At 35.5% G+C, this 20,766-nt stretch carries 24 protein-coding genes and 3 pseudogenes; 11 read left to right on the top strand and 16 right to left on the bottom strand.

The genetic code is table 11. The features are described from left to right. Window positions 1-37 precede the first annotated feature (37 nt). Window positions 38-508 (top strand): HesB/IscA family protein, encoded by a 471-nt coding sequence (locus OPR43_RS01155; protein ID WP_265035060.1) that lies wholly within the window; start codon window positions 38-40, stop codon window positions 506-508. A 22-nt stretch (window positions 509-530) separates the two neighbouring features. Then, window positions 531-1,205 (top strand): ABC transporter ATP-binding protein, encoded by a 675-nt coding sequence (locus tag OPR43_RS01150; RefSeq protein ID WP_265035059.1) that lies wholly within the window; start codon window positions 531-533, stop codon window positions 1,203-1,205. A gap of 246 nt (window positions 1,206-1,451) precedes the next feature. Here the strand turns inward: OPR43_RS01150 and OPR43_RS01140 are convergent, their stop codons facing one another. Then, window positions 1,452-2,150 carry an alpha/beta hydrolase gene (locus OPR43_RS01140; protein WP_265035058.1) on the bottom strand — a complete coding sequence of 233 codons (699 nt, stop codon included), beginning with the start codon at window positions 2,148-2,150 and terminating at the stop codon, window positions 1,452-1,454. Window positions 2,151-2,305: 155 nt separating this feature from the next. On the opposite strand from OPR43_RS01140, the gene OPR43_RS01135 reads away from it, so the two are divergent. From OPR43_RS01135 to OPR43_RS08465, 4 genes and pseudogenes are all read left to right on the top strand, one after another. Beyond that, window positions 2,306-3,460 carry a cysteine desulfurase family protein gene (locus OPR43_RS01135; protein WP_265025828.1) on the top strand — a complete coding sequence of 385 codons (1,155 nt, stop codon included), beginning with the start codon at window positions 2,306-2,308 and terminating at the stop codon, window positions 3,458-3,460. A gap of 444 nt (window positions 3,461-3,904) precedes the next feature. Further along, window positions 3,905-4,054: a hypothetical protein gene (locus OPR43_RS01130; protein WP_265035057.1), complete on the top strand. Its 150-nt coding sequence runs from the start codon at window positions 3,905-3,907 to the stop codon at window positions 4,052-4,054. A gap of 148 nt (window positions 4,055-4,202) precedes the next feature. After that, window positions 4,203-5,125, top strand: a pseudogene (locus tag OPR43_RS08470) (IS5 family transposase). Window positions 5,126-5,170: 45 nt separating this feature from the next. Next, window positions 5,171-5,242, top strand: a pseudogene (locus OPR43_RS08465) (WPE palindromic element domain-containing protein); the annotation flags it as partial. A 69-nt stretch (window positions 5,243-5,311) separates the two neighbouring features. On the opposite strand, the gene leuS reads toward OPR43_RS08465, so the two are convergent. The 5 genes from leuS to OPR43_RS01090 all read right to left on the bottom strand — a co-directional run bounded on the left by leuS (window position 5,312) and on the right by OPR43_RS01090 (window position 10,416). Further along, the gene (gene leuS / locus OPR43_RS01110) at window positions 5,312-7,846 is read right to left on the bottom strand and encodes a leucine--tRNA ligase (protein ID WP_265035049.1); all 2,535 of its coding nucleotides are present in this window, start codon (window positions 7,844-7,846) and stop codon (window positions 5,312-5,314) included. A 12-nt stretch (window positions 7,847-7,858) separates the two neighbouring features. Next, window positions 7,859-8,473, bottom strand: coding sequence for a murein hydrolase activator EnvC family protein (locus OPR43_RS01105; protein WP_265026646.1), 615 nt, complete (start codon window positions 8,471-8,473; stop codon window positions 7,859-7,861). A gap of 53 nt (window positions 8,474-8,526) precedes the next feature. Then, complete coding sequence (locus tag OPR43_RS01100; protein WP_265035048.1) at window positions 8,527-8,862, bottom strand: MerR family transcriptional regulator; 336 nt, start codon at window positions 8,860-8,862, stop codon at window positions 8,527-8,529. Beyond that, the gene (locus tag OPR43_RS01095) at window positions 8,862-9,167 is read right to left on the bottom strand and encodes an integration host factor subunit alpha (RefSeq protein ID WP_265025836.1); all 306 of its coding nucleotides are present in this window, start codon (window positions 9,165-9,167) and stop codon (window positions 8,862-8,864) included. The genes OPR43_RS01100 and OPR43_RS01095 overlap by 1 nt, the downstream gene beginning before the upstream one ends. 61 nt (window positions 9,168-9,228) lie before the next feature. After that, window positions 9,229-10,416, bottom strand: coding sequence for an MFS transporter (locus tag OPR43_RS01090; RefSeq protein ID WP_265035045.1), 1,188 nt, complete (start codon window positions 10,414-10,416; stop codon window positions 9,229-9,231). Window positions 10,417-10,573: 157 nt separating this feature from the next. Here OPR43_RS01090 and OPR43_RS01085 point away from each other — a divergent pair, with 157 nt between their 5' ends. The 3 genes from OPR43_RS01085 (at window position 10,574) to OPR43_RS01075 (ending at window position 11,768) form a co-directional block, all read left to right on the top strand. Continuing rightward, the gene (locus OPR43_RS01085) at window positions 10,574-10,945 is read left to right on the top strand and encodes an ankyrin repeat domain-containing protein (protein WP_265025838.1); all 372 of its coding nucleotides are present in this window, start codon (window positions 10,574-10,576) and stop codon (window positions 10,943-10,945) included. 266 nt (window positions 10,946-11,211) lie between these two features. Further along, complete coding sequence (locus OPR43_RS01080; RefSeq protein WP_265025840.1) at window positions 11,212-11,523, top strand: NUDIX domain-containing protein; 312 nt, start codon at window positions 11,212-11,214, stop codon at window positions 11,521-11,523. Then, window positions 11,520-11,768, top strand: coding sequence for a hypothetical protein (locus OPR43_RS01075; RefSeq protein WP_265035044.1), 249 nt, complete (start codon window positions 11,520-11,522; stop codon window positions 11,766-11,768). The genes OPR43_RS01080 and OPR43_RS01075 overlap by 4 nt, the downstream gene beginning before the upstream one ends. Here the strand turns inward: OPR43_RS01075 and folD are convergent. The 5 genes from folD to OPR43_RS01050 all read right to left on the bottom strand — a co-directional run bounded on the left by folD (window position 11,761) and on the right by OPR43_RS01050 (window position 16,021). Next, window positions 11,761-12,639, bottom strand: coding sequence for a bifunctional methylenetetrahydrofolate dehydrogenase/methenyltetrahydrofolate cyclohydrolase FolD (folD, locus tag OPR43_RS01070; protein ID WP_265035043.1), 879 nt, complete (start codon window positions 12,637-12,639; stop codon window positions 11,761-11,763). The two genes, OPR43_RS01075 and folD, sit on opposite strands and share 8 nt — an antisense overlap. Further along, window positions 12,623-13,198, bottom strand: a complete 576-nt coding sequence (locus OPR43_RS01065; RefSeq protein WP_265035041.1) for a UbiX family flavin prenyltransferase — start codon at window positions 13,196-13,198, stop codon at window positions 12,623-12,625. Before OPR43_RS01065 ends, folD begins: the two co-directional genes overlap by 17 nt. Beyond that, entirely contained in the window at window positions 13,191-13,457 is a 267-nt protein-coding gene (locus OPR43_RS01060) for a DUF2312 domain-containing protein (protein ID WP_182319348.1), read from the bottom strand. The genes OPR43_RS01065 and OPR43_RS01060 overlap by 8 nt, the downstream gene beginning before the upstream one ends. Before the next feature lie 13 nt (window positions 13,458-13,470). Beyond that, a complete protein-coding gene (locus OPR43_RS01055; protein ID WP_265035039.1) occupies window positions 13,471-14,754 on the bottom strand; it encodes an HlyC/CorC family transporter in 1,284 nt (427 codons plus the stop codon). A gap of 88 nt (window positions 14,755-14,842) precedes the next feature. After that, window positions 14,843-16,021 carry an aspartate aminotransferase family protein gene (locus OPR43_RS01050; protein WP_265035038.1) on the bottom strand — a complete coding sequence of 393 codons (1,179 nt, stop codon included), beginning with the start codon at window positions 16,019-16,021 and terminating at the stop codon, window positions 14,843-14,845. A gap of 498 nt (window positions 16,022-16,519) precedes the next feature. Here OPR43_RS01050 and OPR43_RS01045 point away from each other — a divergent pair. Next, window positions 16,520-16,642, top strand: a pseudogene (locus OPR43_RS01045) (4-hydroxy-tetrahydrodipicolinate synthase); the annotation flags it as partial. Between the two features lie 270 nt (window positions 16,643-16,912). Here OPR43_RS01045 and OPR43_RS01040 read toward each other — a convergent pair. The 5 genes from OPR43_RS01040 to OPR43_RS01020 all read right to left on the bottom strand — a co-directional run bounded on the left by OPR43_RS01040 (window position 16,913) and on the right by OPR43_RS01020 (window position 19,982). Then, window positions 16,913-17,170 (bottom strand): hypothetical protein, encoded by a 258-nt coding sequence (locus OPR43_RS01040; RefSeq protein WP_265034512.1) that lies wholly within the window; start codon window positions 17,168-17,170, stop codon window positions 16,913-16,915. Window positions 17,171-17,175: 5 nt separating this feature from the next. Beyond that, entirely contained in the window at window positions 17,176-17,601 is a 426-nt protein-coding gene (locus OPR43_RS01035) for a transposase (RefSeq protein WP_265034511.1), read from the bottom strand. Window positions 17,602-18,023: 422 nt separating this feature from the next. Then, window positions 18,024-18,347: a Grx4 family monothiol glutaredoxin gene (grxD, locus tag OPR43_RS01030; RefSeq protein WP_265035036.1), complete on the bottom strand. Its 324-nt coding sequence runs from the start codon at window positions 18,345-18,347 to the stop codon at window positions 18,024-18,026. A 15-nt stretch (window positions 18,348-18,362) separates the two neighbouring features. Further along, window positions 18,363-18,581, bottom strand: coding sequence for a BolA/IbaG family iron-sulfur metabolism protein (locus tag OPR43_RS01025; RefSeq protein ID WP_265035034.1), 219 nt, complete (start codon window positions 18,579-18,581; stop codon window positions 18,363-18,365). A 78-nt stretch (window positions 18,582-18,659) separates the two neighbouring features. After that, window positions 18,660-19,982, bottom strand: a complete 1,323-nt coding sequence (locus OPR43_RS01020; RefSeq protein WP_265035619.1) for a malic enzyme-like NAD(P)-binding protein — start codon at window positions 19,980-19,982, stop codon at window positions 18,660-18,662. Between the two features lie 134 nt (window positions 19,983-20,116). On the opposite strand from OPR43_RS01020, the gene pgsA reads away from it, so the two are divergent. Beyond that, window positions 20,117-20,650 carry a CDP-diacylglycerol--glycerol-3-phosphate 3-phosphatidyltransferase gene (gene pgsA / locus OPR43_RS01015; protein WP_265035032.1) on the top strand — a complete coding sequence of 178 codons (534 nt, stop codon included), beginning with the start codon at window positions 20,117-20,119 and terminating at the stop codon, window positions 20,648-20,650. Window positions 20,651-20,766: the final 116 nt, after the last annotated feature.

Raw genomic sequence — 20,766 nt, 5'->3', positions numbered from 1 at the left:
TACTATAATAAGTTATCAATAATAAACGGTGGTTACTATGTCAACAAATTACAACATCAACTTAACTGATAATGCACTAAAAAAAATCCACTCTCTTGCAGAGGAGGAAGGGGATAAGAGTTCCGTTTTGCGGGTTGCAGTTTCAGGTGGTGGATGTTCTGGTTTCAAATACAATTTTCTTATGGATCAAATGAATAAAAATCTATCTTTGGATGATGAAGATGATGATTACGATGATGAATTTGATGACGAAGACGAAGATGATGATTATGAAGAAAGCGAGGACTATAGAAGCCACTCCAGTTTCAGCAAAAAAGGTAAAGATATAGTAATTAATGATGAAAATGGCAATCCTGTATTAATGGTTGATAATTGTTCAGCAAAATTTTTAAATAACTCAGTTATAGATTATACTGAGAATCTCAGTGGTTCTGGTTTTCAAATAAAGAATACCCTTGCTAAGTCTCAATGTGGTTGTGGTAACAGTTTTTCGGTTTCCAAAACTTAGATGCCTTCTGGGTCTTTTAAACATGGGTGGTAATGTAGCACTAGAACTAACTTCTGTAGATAAAAGCTTCAAGGACAATTCTGCTGTTGTAAAGGATATCAACTTAAGTGTCACAAGAGGGCAAGTAGTAGCGCTGATTGGCGATTCAGGTGCAGGGAAAACAACTATATTGCAAATCGCAGGCTTGTTGGATAAGCCAACTTCAGGTATAGTTACGATAGATGGAATAAATTGCACACAAGCCAGTAATAAGCATAAAACCCATGTAAGAAGAAATTTTCTTAGTTTTGTTTATCAATTTCACTATTTGTTACAAGAGTTATCGGTGTTGGAAAATATTATGCTTCCTCAACTCATTGCAGGAAAAAGCAAAGCTGAAGCAAAAAAAAATTCGCAAGCAACATTGGAAAAATTTGGTCTGGAAAACAAAGCAAGTAGTATGATATCTGAAGTTTCAGGTGGGGAAAGGCAGAGAGTTGCAATTGCAAGAAGCATTGTAAATTCTCCAAAGCTTTTACTTGCAGATGAGCCAACAGGAAATTTAGATCCAACAAATTCTTTTAACGTGTTTTTACTGCTACATTCATACGTAAAGGAAAATAACAGCTCTATGCTTATAGTAACGCACAATCATCTCCTTGCAGAAAAGGCAGACTGCATTTTCCAATTGAGAGATCGATCATTAGTGAAGTTGTGAATAGGAAAAATAGCACAATTTAAAACTACCTATGCCTTATACTTATCTAACCAATGATCATTAACAGAGTACAACTCGCATGAAATGCTTTCATTGCTTTTTATACACGGACTTTTTAACTTACGCTGTTTACTTAGGGAACACCCCGATAACATAAACACAGCTAAAACAAAAAATAATAGCTTTTTAAACATAACAAAACCTTTTCATTTATATTACTACACTCATTTCTCTTGTTTGTAAAGATTAGGCATATTCTTTTACCCTTACCTCTTTTTTGACCTTTTGAGAAGAAATAGTTGCACTATTCAAGCGCAGTTTTATATAATCGTCTACGATTTGAGTCACTTCCTCTTCTTTATCCCTTAGAAAGTGATTAGTCTCATCTATTATATGGTATTTCATGTGATCACTTTTTACTGAATTTATCAACCTTTTTGCTAATTCTGTTACATCGCTTTCTTCTGAGATTGTATCATTACTGCTTTGTATTATAAGCCCAGAAACTGGACAGGGAGAAAGAAAAGAAAAATCGTACTTAGTTACCGGAAGAGAAAGAGCAATAAAACCCACTATCTCAGGGCGGCGCATTGTTAGCTGCATAGCCACCCATGCTCCAAAAGAAAAACCAGCGATCCAAATTGGAACGTTGCTAGAATTATGTTCCTGAAGCCAATCAATAGCTACTGCAGCGTCAGTTAACTCTCCTATACCCTTATCAAAAGTTCCAGTAGATTTTCCCACACCCCGAAAGTTAATTTTCAATGCAGAAAAATTGTTATCGATAAAAGACGTATATGTACTATGTACAATTTTACTATCCATATTACCACCATATTGAGGATGATGATGTAAAACCAGCACAACCGGCGCGTTGGCATCTTTGCTTTGGTGGTATTCACCTTCTATCTTTTTTGTTGCATTATTCAAAAAAACTTCAACCATGGTAACCCCTAATAAGAACCTGCTTGACAGGTATTGATGACGTGAGTTATTAATTATGTATTAATTTCGCTGTTTTTGCAATAAATTTTTTATCGTATTAAAGCTAACGTACATAGTTATGGTTATAGTTGATGGTAAACTTATTTAAGTGACAGATGAGTCCATTCTCTTTAGAAAATAGTGGTTGCGTATATGCTGATTACAATGCAACTGCTCCAATTAGTGAAAATGTAAAAAAAAGTATATTTGAGGTCTTGTTAAAACAAACGCTCAATCCATCATCACTACATAAAAGAGGACAAGAAGCGAGGAAGATTCTTCAGGAGGCAAGAGATAACGTACGTGGTGCTATTGGCGTCTCAAGTGATAAAGAAATAGTTTTTACGTCTGGTGCAACTGAAGCGAATAACCTTGTTATGAGAGGAATAGCAGGCTACCTGCATGTAATTTCAGCTATAGAGCATCCTTCAATTCTTAATTCTGCATGTAATCCATATATAATACCCGTTGATCAGGAGGGCATTGTTGACTTTTTAGAGCTAAAAAAAATTCTAAGCGAACTTAAAGGAAACAAAGCAATAGTTTCAGTTATGATGGCAAATAACGAAACCGGAGTTATTCAACCTATTGAGGAAATAGCTGAAATAGCACACAAATTTGGAGCAATTTGCCACACTGACACTGCTCAAAGTGTTGGGAAAATTAAAGTTAATATGGAAGATTTAGGAGTGGATTTACTCACTTTATCCGCCCATAAATTTGGCGGTGTAGCAGGCAGTGGAGTTTTAATATTCAATAAAGAACTTGCGATAGAACCTATTATAATAGGTGGTGGACAAGAGAAGGGATTTCGTGGTGGTACGGAAAATATTGTTGCAATTGCAGGCCTTTCTGCTGCACTGCAAAATATTCCAGATCTTCTATCAAAAATGGATGAAGTAAAGGAGCTACGTGATCAATTAGAGTGTGAATTATTAAATCTTGCCAGTGACATAAGAATCTTCGGTAAAAACTCTAAGAGGCTGCCAAACACAAGTTTTATTTATATGCCAGGAGTAAAGAGTGATGTGCAGCTCATGCATTTTGACTTGAATCATATTGCAGTTAGTAATGGTTCTGCATGTTCTTCTGGAAAAGTTGAGCCTTCCCATGTTTTGCTTGCAATGGGGGCAACAAAAGAGCAAGCAGAGTGTTCAATCAGAATCAGCATAGGTCCAGAAACTAAACCACAAGACATAAAAAAAATAGTGGATTGTTGGTATAATATCTACAAGAAGAACTCCTTGGAATATATGGCAAGTAGCTCATAGAAACGGATTAAATGCAAAACCTACTTGACAAACTCCGCCAGCCCCCTTATTATGAAACTGAAGGTATTCAGTTATCTTCATCTGTGCAGATTAAACAGCAAAAAAACAACGTACTTGGCGTCTTATTTTTAATTTTTCGCACTATGTGCACCTTATGTCTTCACAATATTTCTGGGTTTTTACCCATATAAGCTGAAACGCGCTTATAAGTCGTTTAAGACAGTATAGTACGCCAATTTGAAGGATTAGAGAGTGAACACTAATTACCACGGGGTTTCTTTTGCCTTTTTTTCTGCTTAGTAAATTTCTTAAACATTTAAACAAAGGTGAGTTGCATTTAAAAGCAGCTAAATTGCAGTGTTTAAGACTTAAAAAACGCCAATACTGAAAATAGACAATGACTAGGGCTTCTTTTGCCTTTTTTTTCGTTTGGTAAATTTCTTAATGTTTGTAGCTAACATGAACAAACATTTGAGAGTAACTTCCGCTAGTAGGGTGTCATCCCAGTGCTTGACACTGGAATCCAGCTTTTTCATAATCATCAAAACGTTGTACTTTAACATAAAACGGCTACTTTTATGCTTACCAACTTAATAAAATTCCTGGATCCCAGTGTCTGGGCACTGGGATGACAAGAGAAGGTACTGGATGACACCCGGCTTTGTTGCATAGCAACCGAAAAAATCTGGTGGCTACTGACAAAATTCATTATAAATAACCATTTAACTGTTGAAGAAAAAATATGCCACAGAAAATGAAAGTCAGTAACCAAAACGAATATAACAAATTCCTTGAAAAAAGGGGAAATATTTTTCGTTACATCGATGAAGCTATCGAAAATTGGTATGAAAATAGTCCAAAAATGCAGGGCGGCAACTATATTTACAGTGATAAAGTCGTAATTTTGGTGCATATAATTGTCAATCTTTTTAGAATTGGTTTAAGACAAACAGTCGGGTTTATAAAAGGATATTTGCAACAAATAGGAAGAGATTTGGCAGTTATCAGCTATTCACAAGCATCAAAAGAAACTTGATATTAAGATCAATGATTGCAGAGTTGATAAAAATAACATGGAAGATATCGAAATTGCTATAGACAGTACAGGAATTAGTATATACAACAACACACAGCAAAGAAAATAGCAAAGATAGAGAGTACCGCGGCTATAAACAAGTAAGAAAATTGCACATAATGTTGAGCAAACAAGTCATAGCTACAAAATACAGTAATGGCGTTTACTCTGATCACTATGGAGCATTGGGGAAATTTGATGTTAAATATGCTATAAAAGCACTATATGCAGATAGGGCATATGATAGAAAAAAGCTCTATAAGCTGTGTAATCAATATGGCATAAAAACGAAAATTCCTCCGAAAAACAACGCAGCAGAGCATCCAAAATTGGATTATATGCTTGATAGAAATGCCGCTATTCAGTTAATGAAATTACATGGTGAGAATGGTATAAAAAGATGGAAAGAAGAAGTAAATTACGGAAAAAGATCGTATATTGAAGGATTTTTCTCAAGGTTGAAGCGAATATTTGGGTTTAGTTTTAAGAATAAATCTGAGACAAATAGAGAGAAGGAACTACTTATTAAATGCTACTTAATGAACAAATTTACTGCAATTGGTATGCCTAAATTTGAAATAGTCGCATAAAATTATTTACTCTGGAAAAAACTTACGTTGCTATGCAACAAAGCCATCCCAGTGTCGGCTACTTTCATGACACCACTTACTACGCAAATTACCTGCAAATTGCAATGTTCGTACAGCTGTGTGTCAAGCACTGACCACTTTTGCTTCAATATTTGCGATGCCCCTGAACAGATACACTCGGATTTTTTATATAACTATATTTACTATCTTATTTGGTACAGCATATACAGTGCGAACTTTGCTTTGATCGATCTTACTGGACACAGAGTCTATCGCTATTTTCTTCAATTCTTCTTGAGGTAAGTTAATTGCCACCTTTATTGTTGTACGTAATTTTCCATTGATTTGCACTGCTATAGTTACCGTATCGTCAACTAATAATGATTCATCAGCTTTTGGCCAAGGTTGACCTCCTATTTCTTGCCATAGGCTTTCAGCTAGATGTGGTATGAATGGTTCGATTACTCTGATTAGTATGCATATACCTTCATCAATAAGAGATTTTCCAGCTTCTACGTCTATTTCAGCTATTAAATTCGTCATTTCGCGAAATTTTGCCACTACACAGTTTAATCTGCAGTTTTCCAAGTCATCTGTAAGTCCGTGTAAGAGTTTATGAATTTTTTTTCTGTACTCTAGAAGTCCACCCGTAACACTTTCATTATCATAGTGTATATTTACAGGTCTCAGCTGCATTACCATACGCCACAATTTGTTTATATAGCGAGAACAGCCTTCCACGCCATCATCGGACCATTCCATATCTTTTTCTGGAGGAGTGTCGGATAACACAAACAAGCGAGCAGTATCAGCACCATACTTTCCTATGATAAAGTTTGGGTCAATTGTGTTCTTTTTCGATTTGCTCATTTTCTCGACTTTTCCAACTTGAACCTTAGCTCCTTGTGCAATCAACTCTTTTGCTTCTTCGGGAAACAGCCATTTGCCATTCTCGTCTTTGTAAGTTATATGGCAGACCATTCCTTGAGTGATTAAAGTAGAGAAAGGCTCTTTAATAGCAAAATAGCCACATTTGGTTAAAGCACGGCAGAAAAATCTTGAATAAAGCAAATGCAAAATTGCATGTTCTATTCCACCTATATAATAATCAACAGGCATAAAACGATTACATGCATCTTTGTCTATTGATTTATCTTCACTACAGAATGCAGCAAAATACCAGGAAGACTCAAAAAAGGTGTCGAATGTATCAGTTTCACGCTCTGCTTGCTTTCCGCATTTTGGGCAGTCAACAAATTTCCAAGTTGGGTGTTTATCAAGCGGATTACCACCACTTGCAAATTCCACATCTGTTGGTAGAACTACAGGAAGGTCTTTTTCTGGTACTGGAACAGTACCACAGTCTTTGCAATATATGATAGGTATAGGGCATCCCCAATAACGCTGTCTTGAAACTCCCCAATCGTGCAAACGATAGTTTGTTGTTTTCTCACCTATCCCTTTTTCTTTGAGCTTTTTAATGATTACTTCCTTTGCTCTACTTACCGTTAATCCGTTTAAGAATTCAGAATTGAACATTACCCCATCGCCAGTATACGCCTCCTTTGTCATCCCAGTGCTTCGACACTGGGATCCATTGTAAGAATTCTGGATTCCAGCGTCACGCGCTGGAATGACACCTAAGTGGGCTGAAGAAATAACGGGAATAATCGGCAAATTGTACCTCTGCGCAAATTCAAAATCACGCTGATCGTGTGCAGGGCAACCAAAAATCGCGCCTTCTCCATATTCCATCAACACAAAATTCGCTATGTAAAGTGGCAATTCCTTATCAAGAAATGGATGTTTTACGTTTAATCCGGTGTAAACTCCAATTTTTTCATCAATTGTCATTCCAGCGCGTGACGCTGGAATCTCATCTTTTTCCTGGATCCCAGTGTCACGCACTGGGATGACAGCAAGCCTGATATCCTGCACAATAGGGTGCTCTGCTGCCACTGCACAAAAAGAAGCCCCAAACAAAGTATGAGGATAAGTCGTAAAAACTTTTAATTTCTTATTCAGGCCAACGATTTCAAACTCTATAGTTGCTCCTTCAGATTTTCCTATCCAACGCTCCTGCATTGTTTTGACTTTTTCTGGCCAATTTTTCAAACTTTGCAGGCACTTGAGTAAATCTTCAGCGAAATCAGTAATCTTTAAAAACCATTGGGACAACTTACGTTTTTCAACAACTGCACCTGATCGCCATCCTTTTCCATCAACCACCTGTTCATTTGCAAGCACTGTTTGGTCCACTGGATCCCAGTTAACCCATGACTCTTTTCGATAGGCAAGCCCATGCTTTAAAAAATCCAGGAAAAATTTTTGTTCGTGTTTGTAATAATCAGGCTCACATGTGGAGAGTTCACGCTCCCAATTATAAGAAAGACCTATAGATTTCAACTGTGTACGCATATTATCTATATTCTCTTTTGTCCATGTTTCAGGGCTAATATTGTTGTCCCTTGCTGCATTTTCAGCTGGTAATCCAAACGCATCCCAGCCAATTGGATGCAAAACCTCAAATCCATTAGCTCTCTTGTAACGTGCTATCACATCCCCTATTGCATAGTTACGTAAGTGTCCCATATGAATTTTACCAGATGGATATGGAAACATTTCCAACACGTAACACTTTTTTTGTTTACTATTCTTGCTTACAGAAAAATCCCATTTATCTTGATAAAATTTTTCAACACTTTTAAAATCATATTTCATATAAATCCAAATTCAATTACAGTTCACATGCATCAAAGGATCAACCGCTTGGCCATTATGCCGTATTGTGAAACACATCTGTGGATCTTTATCTTGTGTGCTTGATTTACCTGCAGATCCAATTACTTGACCTTGCTTTACTTTATCGCCAATTTCAACATGTATGTTTTTTAAATAGGAGTACACAGTCATGTAATTATCTTTGTGTTCCACTATAATTAAATTCCCATACCATCTCAGCCCTTTGCCTACATATACCACTTTGCCGGGTGCAGAGGCAACTACGTTCGTTCCATTTTGAGCAGCAATTTTTATGCCATCCTTACACATTTCATCAGAAGAGGTAGCTGAAATAACTGTACCTTTAACTGGCATTACAAATTTACAATTTACCCCATTAATTTCCACGTTTTGTGCATTATTGTTATCTTTGTATATCCTGTTTATGATGGCTTTTCTACTTTCTTTTTGCACTGAAGGCTCCCTAGTTAAATGGTACTCTCTTGTATATTCCAGCTCTCTTTTTCCGTAAAATCCTTCGCCTTTAAGCAGCACAGGTGCAGGTTTTTGCAGGCCACAGCCTATTAATATTGCTAATAACATAAGAAATGAGGCTATATGCCACATTTTAGATATATCAACTCTCACAAAACTCCAAAATTTTAGCGAGACGTAGTGTTTCACGCCTGTTCGTTACTTTCCTCGTTATTTATTTTACTAGTTAAATAGTCCCTCAAATCGGTAAGTTCTTGCAACAAATTCTTTGGATCACGATTGACTTTTATATCATTACCAAATTCCTTTTGCACTCCTTTTATTGTATATCCTTTATCATATAGCATGTACTTTACTTTCTTTATGGCCTCTATACACTTACGATCATATAGCCTTCTTCCTTTACGCTTTGTAGGCTTAATTTGATGAAATTGACCTTCCCAGAATCTCAGAACATGCTGTTCCAAATGTAGCTCTTCAGCTACTTCCCTAATCGTATAAAATAATTTTTCCTTATTCATTAATTATTTATTGATTTTTTTATAGTTTTTGAAGGCCTAAAAGAAACTGAGTTTCTTGCTTGAATCATCACTTTCTCTGATGTATTTGGTATATTTCCTGGTCTTTCCTTCTTTTTTTTGACCAAGAATGTTCCAAATGACGATATTTTCACTATTCCATCCTTTGCCAAGCTCGTCTTCATTTCGTCCAATATATCGTCTATTATCGAAGCAGAGTCTTCCTTTGATAATCCTATTTCTTGGTTTATATTTTCAGCTATCATTGCCTTAGTTACTGTTGTGTCTTTTGTTGTAACGTGATCCATAATTGAGTAAGTATTGCAATATGTAAACACAATATAGCAACTGACTTAAGGTTCAGCTACTTTATTTTTTAGGGTATGTCTCTTTTGTAGCATAATTTAAAATACTGGCAGTTGCCAACGTTACGAATATTGCAAAAAGCGCCATTTGATAATCTGTAAAAAGTGCTAACATTGACACTATAACTCCACTGCCAATAAACATAAATCCATTGATAATGGATGATGATGTGCTAATGTATTTTCGTTTCACAATCTCGCTGCCGACAGTAAAATTAAGCATATGTCCTCCCGCAAAAAACCCGAACATTAACATACAAAAGTACACAACGTGGACTGTTAAATGGCTGCATAGTAAAATAATAATTGAGACGCCTTGCAATAAAGCAAAAGCAGAAATTACATGTTTCCTATTTTTAAATAAGTTTGAGATTCGATCTGCAATTGGAGCACCAACTGCAAGACCAAGCCATAGTATTGCGGTTGCTATACCTGACTCCATTGCATTGAGTTCTGAGTTGCTCAGTAACCTTGGAGCCCACAAGGTATTAAGTGCTAAAAATGTTCCAAAAGTAATAGCACCCACCACTGAAGTTATCCAGATATCTCTTAATTTTAGCACCGTTAGTACAGAGCACATTACTGTTCTTATAGAGCTTTTTATTGTGCACTTTTCTGAGCTGCTTTCTGGAAGTGTGTTTGGATAAAAAAGCGTAAGTACAAATATCAACACACCAAACAGTATTATGCATACAATCAGATTCTTCCAATCTGCACCTTCAGCAAGCAAGCTAGAGAACAATATTTGAATTATCAGTGCAGAAAGACTTGAAATCGTTTGCACTAGTGAAAACATCAATCCAAATTGGGCAACAGGAAAACATATGCTACTTGTATGAGCAGCACCAATAAAACCAAATGATGCTCCAGTTGCAATAAACACTTGAGATAAAATTAAATGGGAAAAATTGTTACCGTTAACAAGGACAAGAAACCCGAGGATTATAGTTGATGATGAGAAAGAATAAATTTTTTTACTGGAAAAAACATTAAACATTGCCCCACTAAAAAATTGTAAGATGGCAAAAGTCCAAGTATATGCTGAATTAGCCAGTGCAACTTGCGTGATTGTGAGCCCAAGTTCTTTTTCAAGATGCACACTTATAAAGGTGTAGATTATCTGCATGTTGCTGAATATAACAACCAAGTTACTAATCAGCCAAATGAACCAAGCCTTAGTTCTACTTTCCATAAGATTTATTTTTATAAGTAATTTTCTAATAATTTAACACTAAACCTTTTTCGAAGCTATAGGTCCTGATGATAGACATAAGTGTTGAAAGCAAGAACCCTTGATTTCCTTTAGCTTTACTGTATACTTAAAGGGTTTTATTCTAGAGGTTAGTAGTATGCCACCACAAGATATGTTTCAGCTTGGAAAATTCAATAATATGCTTGCAAAAGTAAGTGATAGTATTGACTCCGGTCAGGGCGACCCAACTAAATTTATTGATGAAGTAAAGCATAGGTTGCAGTTGCAAGAAGAACTTAAGGCAGTATATGAAGAATGGGAAAGAAGCGGATTTGATATAAATTTTAGGTTCAGGCTAACTGATTGTAGTCCAATTAGAGAAACAACGCTACTGCACATTGCCATTCTATGCAGAAAAAATAACGTTTGTGTACCAATAGTTCGATGCTTGTTGGATAAGGGGGCTAATCCCAATGATATTCTTGAATTTACTAGTTTTCGGACAACCTCTAAAATCATTCTAAACTGATACAGTTAAATAGCTTTATTAATGTTCACTTTTAGTTCCTTGCAAATTTATAAATTTGTTAAGTGGAATTTTTATATTGAGTAATTGTATTTATAATACATTATTTTGTATAATTAATTTTTTAAATTATTATATTAACTCTAATGTTTTTGGTTTAATGAAAGATAATATTATTTATCACTCTCACTTAGGCGTATATGGTTTAATTTTAAAACCTAAAAGTATAGTTTTGGTGAAAAAAAGTCGAGGTCCTTATAAAGGGTTGTTTGATTTACCAGGTAGAAATTGCTGAAACGCTTGAAGAGGCGCTTGTAAGAGAAATTAGAGAAGAAACAGGTTGTTTAGTGAAACAATACGACCAAATCCGAACAGTTACTAGCCTATATCATTATAATGAAGACAATGTAAATAAATGTCTAAAACATATAGCAGTTTTATACAAAATTGAAATCATAGGAGAAATAAAGCGAGAATCTGATGGAAAAGATTCTGATGGTTGTATATGGCAAAATATAGATACTATAAACTATAAAAAAATTTCTCCGATGGTTCATATAGCAAGTAAATTCATAAAATGAAGACTATTATTTTTATTACAGGTGTATCCACGGTTGAAAAATCAAGTTTAGCTCATATATTAGGTTCAAAGCTTTTTGTGCCTAGAAACTTTGCGATTCCACTAACTGCTTGTAGAGAAAAAAGAATAGATGATGATCCTAAATATTTAATAAATTTGACTACTGAGGAATTTCAAAAATCTCAATTTTTTATTAATTGTGAGATGTCTATCTTCATACAGCTTTCCTCTTCATACCTCAACTAATGAAATTGGAAGCATCAACTCCCTTTTGCAAGCAAGCAGCAATGACAGTGTTCATCATTAGAAATGCAATGGTCATTGGGCCAACGCCCCCGGGTACTGGAGTAATAGCTTTGGCTTTCCCTTTTATTCCCTCAAAGTCAACATCACCTACAAGCTCTCCTACGTTAACGCTATTTATGCCAACATCGATCACTATTGCACCTTTCTTTATCCAGTCTGCTTGAACAAAATTTGGCTTTCCGACTGCTGCAACTACTATATCCGCTTTAGAGCAATATTCAGCTAAATCCTTGCTTTGTGAATGCAAGATGGTAACAGTGCAGTTTTCTTGCAATAGCAGGTGAAACATTGGTTTACCCACGATATTTGACCTACCAATTACCACTGCGTTTTTACCGGAAAGGTTCTCTTCAATTGATTTAATTAAATGCAAAGAACCTTTAGGAGTGCAAGGTATAAGGCAGTTTTTTTCACCTTTAACTAATTTGCCAACGTTTTCATCATGGAAGCCATCTACATCTTTTTCAATACTTACTGCGTTAATTACTCTGCTTGCACTAATATGATTTGGTAAAGGCAACTGTACTAAAATGCCATGCACAGATGGATCTTCATTTAATTCATTAATTTTTCCAATTAACTCATCTTCTGATGTCTCACAAGATAAAAGAATTGTTTCAGAACTTATGCCTATTGATTCTGCTTTTTTCTGTTTGTTGCGAACATAAACCTGACTTGCTGGATTGCTACCAACGAGAATTACTTTCAGGCAAGGAAAAATATTATGCTCCCTCTTTAGAACATTAATCTTTTGTGATAGCCTCTCACATAGGTCGTTCGCTATTTTTTTACCATCAATAATAATTGTCACTTCCTTGCCACTCCTTAAAGTCGGGTAATTTGATATCAAATAAATCCAATACTTTGCCAACAGAATGATTAATAATATCATCCAACGATTTCGGTTTAATATAAAAAGCAGGCACTGGTGGAGCAATAATTGCTCCCATCTCCGTTAATTTTAACATATTTTGTAAATGCCCAAGATGTAGTGGTGACTCTCGCACCATAAGAACTAACTTTCTTCTTTCTTTTAGCGTTACATCTGCAGCTCTTGTCAATAGATTGGAAGTAACACCTGATGCGATTTCAGACATTGTCTTCATAGAGCATGGTGCTACAATCATCCCTGAGGTTTTAAATGAGCCGCTTGCTATTTTTTCTCCTATTTTTTCTTCAGAATAGTAAAAATCTGCAAGTGATGTAATATCTTCAAGTTTTTCTGTAATTTCATGAGCTAAAGTTATTTTCCCAGCACGACTTATCACTAAATGAGTTTCATAATCAACGTCTTTCAACGCTTCTAGAATTCGTACACCGTAAATAGAACCAGATGCTCCACTTATTCCAATTACAATTCTGCTATTCACTTAACTCTTCTTCATAGCTCATTCCCAATGCACGTTTATAGGTATCAAGCAATATTTCCTGTTCCTCTCTGTCATCATCATCCATTTTCCTCAGCCTAACAATTTGTTTCATCACTTTTGTATCCCAACCTTCATCTGCGGCTTTTGCATATACATCACGAATGTGATCTTGCACATCCCTCTTTTCTTGTTCAAGTTTTTCGATTCTCTCTATGTAACCCTTCAACTCTTCAGCCGTTATTTTTACTGTATCTTCCATGAAACTCCACTAATTAATTGCTGCTACTAATATTACCAGTTTTTACTTGCACTTCAACAACAGTAATAATATTTTTATCTTTTTTTAAAATCTTAAAGCTAAAACCATACATGGAAAACTCCTCGCCTTCGTCAGGAATGCGCTCTATTTCATTCACAATCATACCTGCCAGAGTTGTAGCTTCTTCATCAGGGAGATTCCAGTGTAACTGCCTGTTAATGTCCCTAATAGTAGATTTTCCTTCTATGTGATACATATTATCAGACATTTTCTTTATAAAATTCTCCGTAATCAAATCATGTTCATCCGAAATTTCTCCAACTATTTCTTCCAGTATATCCTCAAGAGTTACAATTCCCTGCAGTGCTCCATACTCATCAATAACAAATGCAAGGTGTTTCCTGTTCTTACGGAAGTTGTGAAGTTGCACGCTGAGCGGTGTACTTTCTGGTATGAACCAAGGCTTTGACATAACTTGGGTAATGTCAACTTCTTCCGCTTTATTATTCTTTTCACGCAAGGCATTTATTAGACCTTTCACGTGAATTACACCTACAATTTTTTCTGATTCTTCTTGCCACAAAGGAATTCTACTGTGACTGCTGGTTAAAATCTTCCTTATCAGCTCTTCTTTATTTTGATTTATATCAAGAGAGAACAAATTTTTCCTGTGAGTCATGATTTGTGATATCTCTGTTTCAGCTAAATCAAGTATGCTGCTTAGCATATCTAAATCCTGTTGTAACATAGTTCCTTCACTGCGGTGAAGAGTAATCATATTACGCATTGCATCCGCTGCAGATATCACTTCCTTATCTTTATGCAGCCCACATAATTTCAGGATGAGGTTAACAATAAATTGAATACCTAGCGTCAATGGAGAAAAAATCTTTACAAAAAACAATACAAAATAAGCAGAAAATGATGCAAATTTTTCAGGATTTTGAATAGCATAAGTTTTTGGTAGAACTTCGCAGAACAATAAAATACAAAATGTCATTATAATTGTTGATAGGAGAATGCCCTCATTTCCAAAAAGATTGATAAATATTGCTGTAAATAAAGCAGAGCAAGTAATATTAATAATTGTATTGCCGAGCAATACCGTTCCTATTGTCAATTCTTTCTTATTTAATAAGCGGTCTATTACCCTGGCTCTTTTGTTACCGTCTAGCTTTAGCTTATTAACTCGAGAACGGCTAATTGAGGTTAAGCCTATTTCTGCTCCTGAGAACAAAAACGATAAAATTAACAAAATAAAAATTGCTGATGATACTAAGACCAATAACCAATCCATTAAAGTACGATGTTATTGTGATAAAAAACAAAGTTAATTTTACATGTTATGAAAGGCATTTGCAAGCTTGAATTTATATTACCGAATTTTATATATCTTTGATCTTAAAAAACAAATCATAAAGCATATTACAAGCTGCGTTCACATGCTCATCCTCAATGATAAGTGGTGGGGTTATCCTTACTACTTTGTTGTTTAAAACCCTAGTTATTATTAAACCTTTATCAAGAGATCGACTAATAATTTTATCGGCTACAGGAGTTGCTAGTTCTATTCCCATTAGTAACCCTTCTCCACGAATTTCTGAAATCATCTCAGGAAATTCTTTAGCTAAAGGCAACAGCTTTTCTTTTAAATATTTACTAATTCTCTTAACATGGTCAAAAAAGCCTTCTTTTAGCATTATATCGAGTACCGCATTACCAACAGTCATGGCAAGTGGATTGCCACCATAGGTTGATCCATGAGTTCCTGGAGTGATTGCTTCTGCTATGTAATCTTTTACTAAACATGCAGCTAGAGGAAAACCGTTACCCATAGCTTTTGCACAGGTTAGCATATCAGGTTCAATGCCGACATTTTGATAATAAAATAAAGAACCGATGCGTCCATATCCGCATTGCACTTCATCAAAGCACAAAATTATCCCTTGAGCTTTTGTTATTTCCCTTACTTTTTGAAGATATTTTACGTCTAGTGGATATACTCCACCTTCGCTTTGTATGGGCTCTAGAAACACAGAAGCTGTTTCATCACTGATTTTTTCCTCTAACGCTTTAATATCATTTCTTGGTACTTTATCAAAACCAGAAAGGAGCGGAGCAAAACCTTCGCGTGATTTTTCATTGCCTCCAGCAGAAATTGCAGCAATACTGCGGCCATGAAACCCTCCTTCAATTGTAATAATACGATTACGTTTTGCTTGCCCTTTTGAATAAAAGTAACGACGAATAAACTTAATTGCAGCTTCTGTTGCTTCAAGCCCACTTGAGCAGAAAAAAACTTTATCTGCAAAAGTAAGGGTTGTTAAACGCTCGGCAAGCCTTTCTTGCTCGGGAATAGTGAAAATGTTAGAGCAGTGCCATAATGAGCTCAATTGCTCTTTCAGCTTATCTGTAATGTATGGATGACAATGCCCTAAAGAAGTTGTAGAAATACCTGCAGCAAAATCTAAATATTTTTTACCACCTCTATCAAAAAGATATACCCCTTCTCCCCTGACTATAGGAGTGTCAAGTCTATTATACGCATTAACAACATGATCCATTTTATAAGTATTGTGGTATTATCTATACTATACCTGAAATGAATCCATTAACACAAAGCTTTTCCTTTAACCTCTTATGCTACTTCAACTAAAGATTTAGCCAATGCAAACCTTTTTTGTCATTCTATAGCTAAAGTGACTTAGTTTTACCAACGATTCGCCACTTATTAGCGAAATCCAGAGATATCGAAAATAAGCACAGTATGGCGTCTGTGTCATCCTGTAAAGGTCATCCTTCTTGGCGAAAATTACTCTTAAATATTACAACGTTCGTACAATTGTGTATTAAGAGAGAGCTTATTGTTCAAGAAGTTCTAGGCTCTGCGGACAAAAAATAAGGGAGGGAAGAAAAAAAGTGGTAGTTTAACCTAATAGATATAAAAATGGAGAAACTACCGAATGGAATATTATAAAAAAGAAAGGAATTGGAAACAAGTTTTAGAGTTTATAAAAGGCGTAAAAGGAATGCATAGTAAAGACGAAAAACGTCTAAGAATAGCACTTTTGCATGATATTGGGCTCATAGAACACAAAACTGTCCGGTTACCACTCAGCACAGAAGACTTGCCTTCTATTGAAATGCTAAGGCAAGTGAATGCTTGGGTGGGAGGAATTGATTAGTGACTAGGACAAAAACTACGCTTATTAACACCATCAACGTTCTCTGGAGTTTCTATTTTCAAATTACGTATTTCTTCTAGATCGGATTTTACCTTTTCTAATAACGTTTTTTTTGTGTTTTTTTCTAAAAGGCTATGATAATCCTTTAAGAGCTTGTCCGGAAACTGGTAAACTCAAGCATATTCCCTCCTTAACATAACCCTACTCATAGCCAGGTATATGAAATTTTCAGTGGATGTTGTAAATATTCCTTTGATAGCCTTCTATTCCTCAAGCAAAAGTCCTTTCTACAACCCATCTTCTTGACTGTACTTTAAACCCCTGTTCCCTCATTGGTAGTAGTTCAGGTGGTGTGTCTTTGTGTACCCAAAACCTACATGGAGGCCTTTTAACAATTTTAATGTCTATTCCGTACTCTTTTTCTATGTACTCCTTTAAATTTCTTCCTTGATACCCCATATCAGACCACATTTTCTTAACGTTAGTATATTTTTTCCTTATATTATCCAATGCTACCATCTCTGTCATTTTCACTAGCAGCACCCACATAACAGCCTAATATAAAACCCTGAGATTATGTACCTTTTTCTACCTTTTACTTTTTTACCCCCATCATAACCTTTGACCCCCCTTTTTCTGTCGTTTTTACAGATTACTATGCAAGCACTTGGCTCCTCGTTTCTTCCCATTTTTGACCTACTATATTTAGTGATATCGTAGTTCATTTTTTCGAAAATTCCTTGCTTTTTCCACCTCCTAAATTGTTCATATACTTTCTTCCATGGCGTGCGGTAAATAGCGCCATTGACATCCTGTACGTAGTACATAAAAATTGCCGATAATACTTCTCTTTTGCTATGTTTTAGCGGCCTTCCTCCTTTCTTGTATGATACTCTAAAGTGTTTCTCTATTAGCGACCACTCTCTTTCACTAAGATCTGTAGGATACTTTTTTCTCATTTCTAACCCCATTTTTAAAACTCATATACTATACTTTTTTTCGTTTGCGGATAAGCTCTAACTATTGCATTCCTGAACTTTTTGATTCATCATTTTCATGACAAAATCGTCTTAACTTTCTCTCCACTTCTTCTGGGTAAGGTCACTAACTCTTTAGTAAGAGACGGTAGACTGTTTACTGAGGAATATAGTCCTAAGACTGCTTCTATATAGTAATAGCGTAGCTGTGAATAAGTACACCCACACAAATTTTAAGTACTTATTCACAGCTACATCAATTTTTCTATTGACTTTTAACACAACTGCTCCACCTAATGCTTAAGCTTAAAAACACTAGATGCTTTTTTCAAGATACAAGATCCTTTTTCATAGCTATACTACGTTATACCAATTCCAGCGTCTGGGTACTGGTTTCTTGGTACTTATTCCGCAATAATTTTTTTTTCTTTTAATAAGCTTTGCAATTCACCTTTTTCGTACATCTCGCGGGTTATGTCGCAGCCACCGATAAACTCTCCCTTTATATATAATTGTGGAATTGTTGGCCAATCAGAAAACTTTTTTATAGATTCACGTATTTCATCATTCTCCAATACGTTAATACACTTAAACTTCACGTTCAATTTTTTTAGGATTGACACGACGAGTCCAGAGAATCCGCATTGAGGAAAATCAGAAGTGCCTTTCATATACAATACCACATCATTTTCTGCTATATTTTTTTTTATTTGTTCAAAATTGTTCATAAATTCACCTTATTTTTAAGTATTAGTTTCTAGCTGCAAGGCATGTATAGACTGACCTTCTAGTGCTTTATATACCATTTTATGCTGTTCTATTTTTGTCTTTCCGAGAAAGCGCTTGGAGGTTATTTTTAAATAATAATGATCATTATCTCCAGCAAGATCATGAATCTTTATATCAGCGTCGGGGAACGATTGTTTGACGATTCTTTCTAGTTCATGAATTGCAATAACCATTGATTTACTTTAAATTACAATACTTTTATTATAAATCTAAAACGATTGAGCACAATTGAATTATTGATTGTATAGTTACTAATATCGTGAAGACAGTAAATTCAGCATGTTAAGAGCACTAGCAAGGCGAGATTTTAATTGATTTTCATATTTGCTCCAATCTTGTATTGCCTTTCTTGCAACACCTGAGTAAACTGCAGCTTTTGCAACAGCAGGAGATACTATAGAAATTAATCTTGGGTCAAATGGAGTAGGTATTATATATTCACGTCCATAGCTCATTTTACGACCGCCATAGGCTGCAGATATCTCACCTGGTACTGGCTCACGGGCAAGCTTTGCTATTGCATCTGCAGCTGCAATTTTCATTTCATCATTTATTGTTGTTGCATATACATCAAGCGCCCCTCTAAATATATAAGGAAAACCCATTACGTTGTTGACTTGGTTGTTGTAATCTGACCTACCAGTTGCGATTATTGCATCTGGCCTCACAGATTTTGCAAACTCAGGCCTTACTTCTGGATCGGGGTTAGCGAGAGCGAAAATAATCGGGTCTTTGCCCATACTCTTTAACATCTCTTCATTTAACACATCTTTTGCAGATAGTCCGATGAATACATCAGCGCCTTTTATTGTATCAAGTAGAGAACGTTCGGAAGTATCAATTGCATACTTTTCCTTCCACTCATTCATGTCCTCGTTTCTACCTTTGTATATTACTCCTTGCTTATCACACAGCACTATATTTTTAGCGCCCATGGACTTTAGTATTTCTAAACATGCAATACCGGCTGCTCCAGCTCCATTCATGATGATCTTAACATCCTCTAATTTCTTTCCGGCAATATCAAGAGCATTTTCTATACCAGCTGCAACAACCACCGCAGTTCCATGCTGATCATCATGGAATACTGGAATGTCCATCAATTCACTCAGACGTTTCTCTATTATGAAACAATCGGGAGATCTTATATCTTCTAAATTTATTCCTCCCCAACTTGGTCCAAGATACCTTACTGCATTGATGAAATCTTCTATATTTTCTGTATCAACTTCTATATCAACTGCATCAATATCAGCAAAACGCTTAAATAAAACAGCTTTGCCTTCCATGACAGGTTTTGCAGCAAGAGGACCGATATTACCAAGTCCAAGCACTGCAGTGCCATTTGAAATGACAGCAACACAGTTGCTTTTTGCAGTATAATCATAAACTGCTTCAGGATTTTTAACTATTTCAAAGCACGGAGCTGCAACGCCAGGAGAATAAGCAAGTGACAAATCATACTGGGTAGATAAAGGTTTTGTTGGCATGATTGAAATTTTACCAGGGTTACCACCTCTACTGTGATACTTAAGTGCTTCTTGTTTTGTGGTACTATCTAAATCATCGTTCATCATTACATCCTTATATTTTAAGCTTGTATTTTTTAAGTATATGGAGTTTTTATGAATGTTCAATTGTAAACTATTAGCTTGTGAACTCTGTTGTACTTCTGTATAAGTTTACCTATTACGTAAGATGATATTACATGCTTAAGAAAAACGTGCCTAATTTGCTTACAATTTCTCGTGCACTTGCAATACCAGCAATAATATTAAGTTTTTATATAGAAAATAAATATGCAGGCCTGATAACAATATCAATCTTTGTGTTTGCGTGCATTACGGATTTTTTTGATGGTTACCTGGCGCGTGCGTGGAAAGTACAATCAAAGTTTGGCAAGCTATTTGATCCAATTGCTGATAAATTAATAGTGGTTTCAACGATAATTATGCTAATTTATAAGCAAAAGATAAATGATTTTACAATAGTACCGTCGATTATCATCATCTGTCGGGAGATATTAGTCTCGGGTTTACGGGAGTTTCTGATAGCTACAAATGTTAGTCTACCTGTAAGCAAAGCTGGAAAAATTAAAACATTTCTACAGATGGTTGCTGTAGTAGCGCTAATAATGAACGATTATTATATGATTCAATATACAGGTGTGATTTGTTTATGGGTTGCAGCTATTATAACTGTGTGGTCAGGCTATAATTATATCCTAGCCGGCATCAAATAGATTGATTAAATCTCCTAGGAAATAGTTAATAGACAAGAGTAGTTAATATCTTAGTGATATTGACTCAGAAAGCAAAAAGGTGTATAATTGTATTAACTTACAACTAATTAGGTTAA

The organism is Wolbachia endosymbiont (group A) of Apoderus coryli, from assembly GCF_947251615.1.
Taxonomy (GTDB): domain Bacteria; phylum Pseudomonadota; class Alphaproteobacteria; order Rickettsiales; family Anaplasmataceae; genus Wolbachia.
Note: the sequence above shows the minus strand (reverse complement) of the source record. Positions and strands in the feature narration are given on the sequence as shown.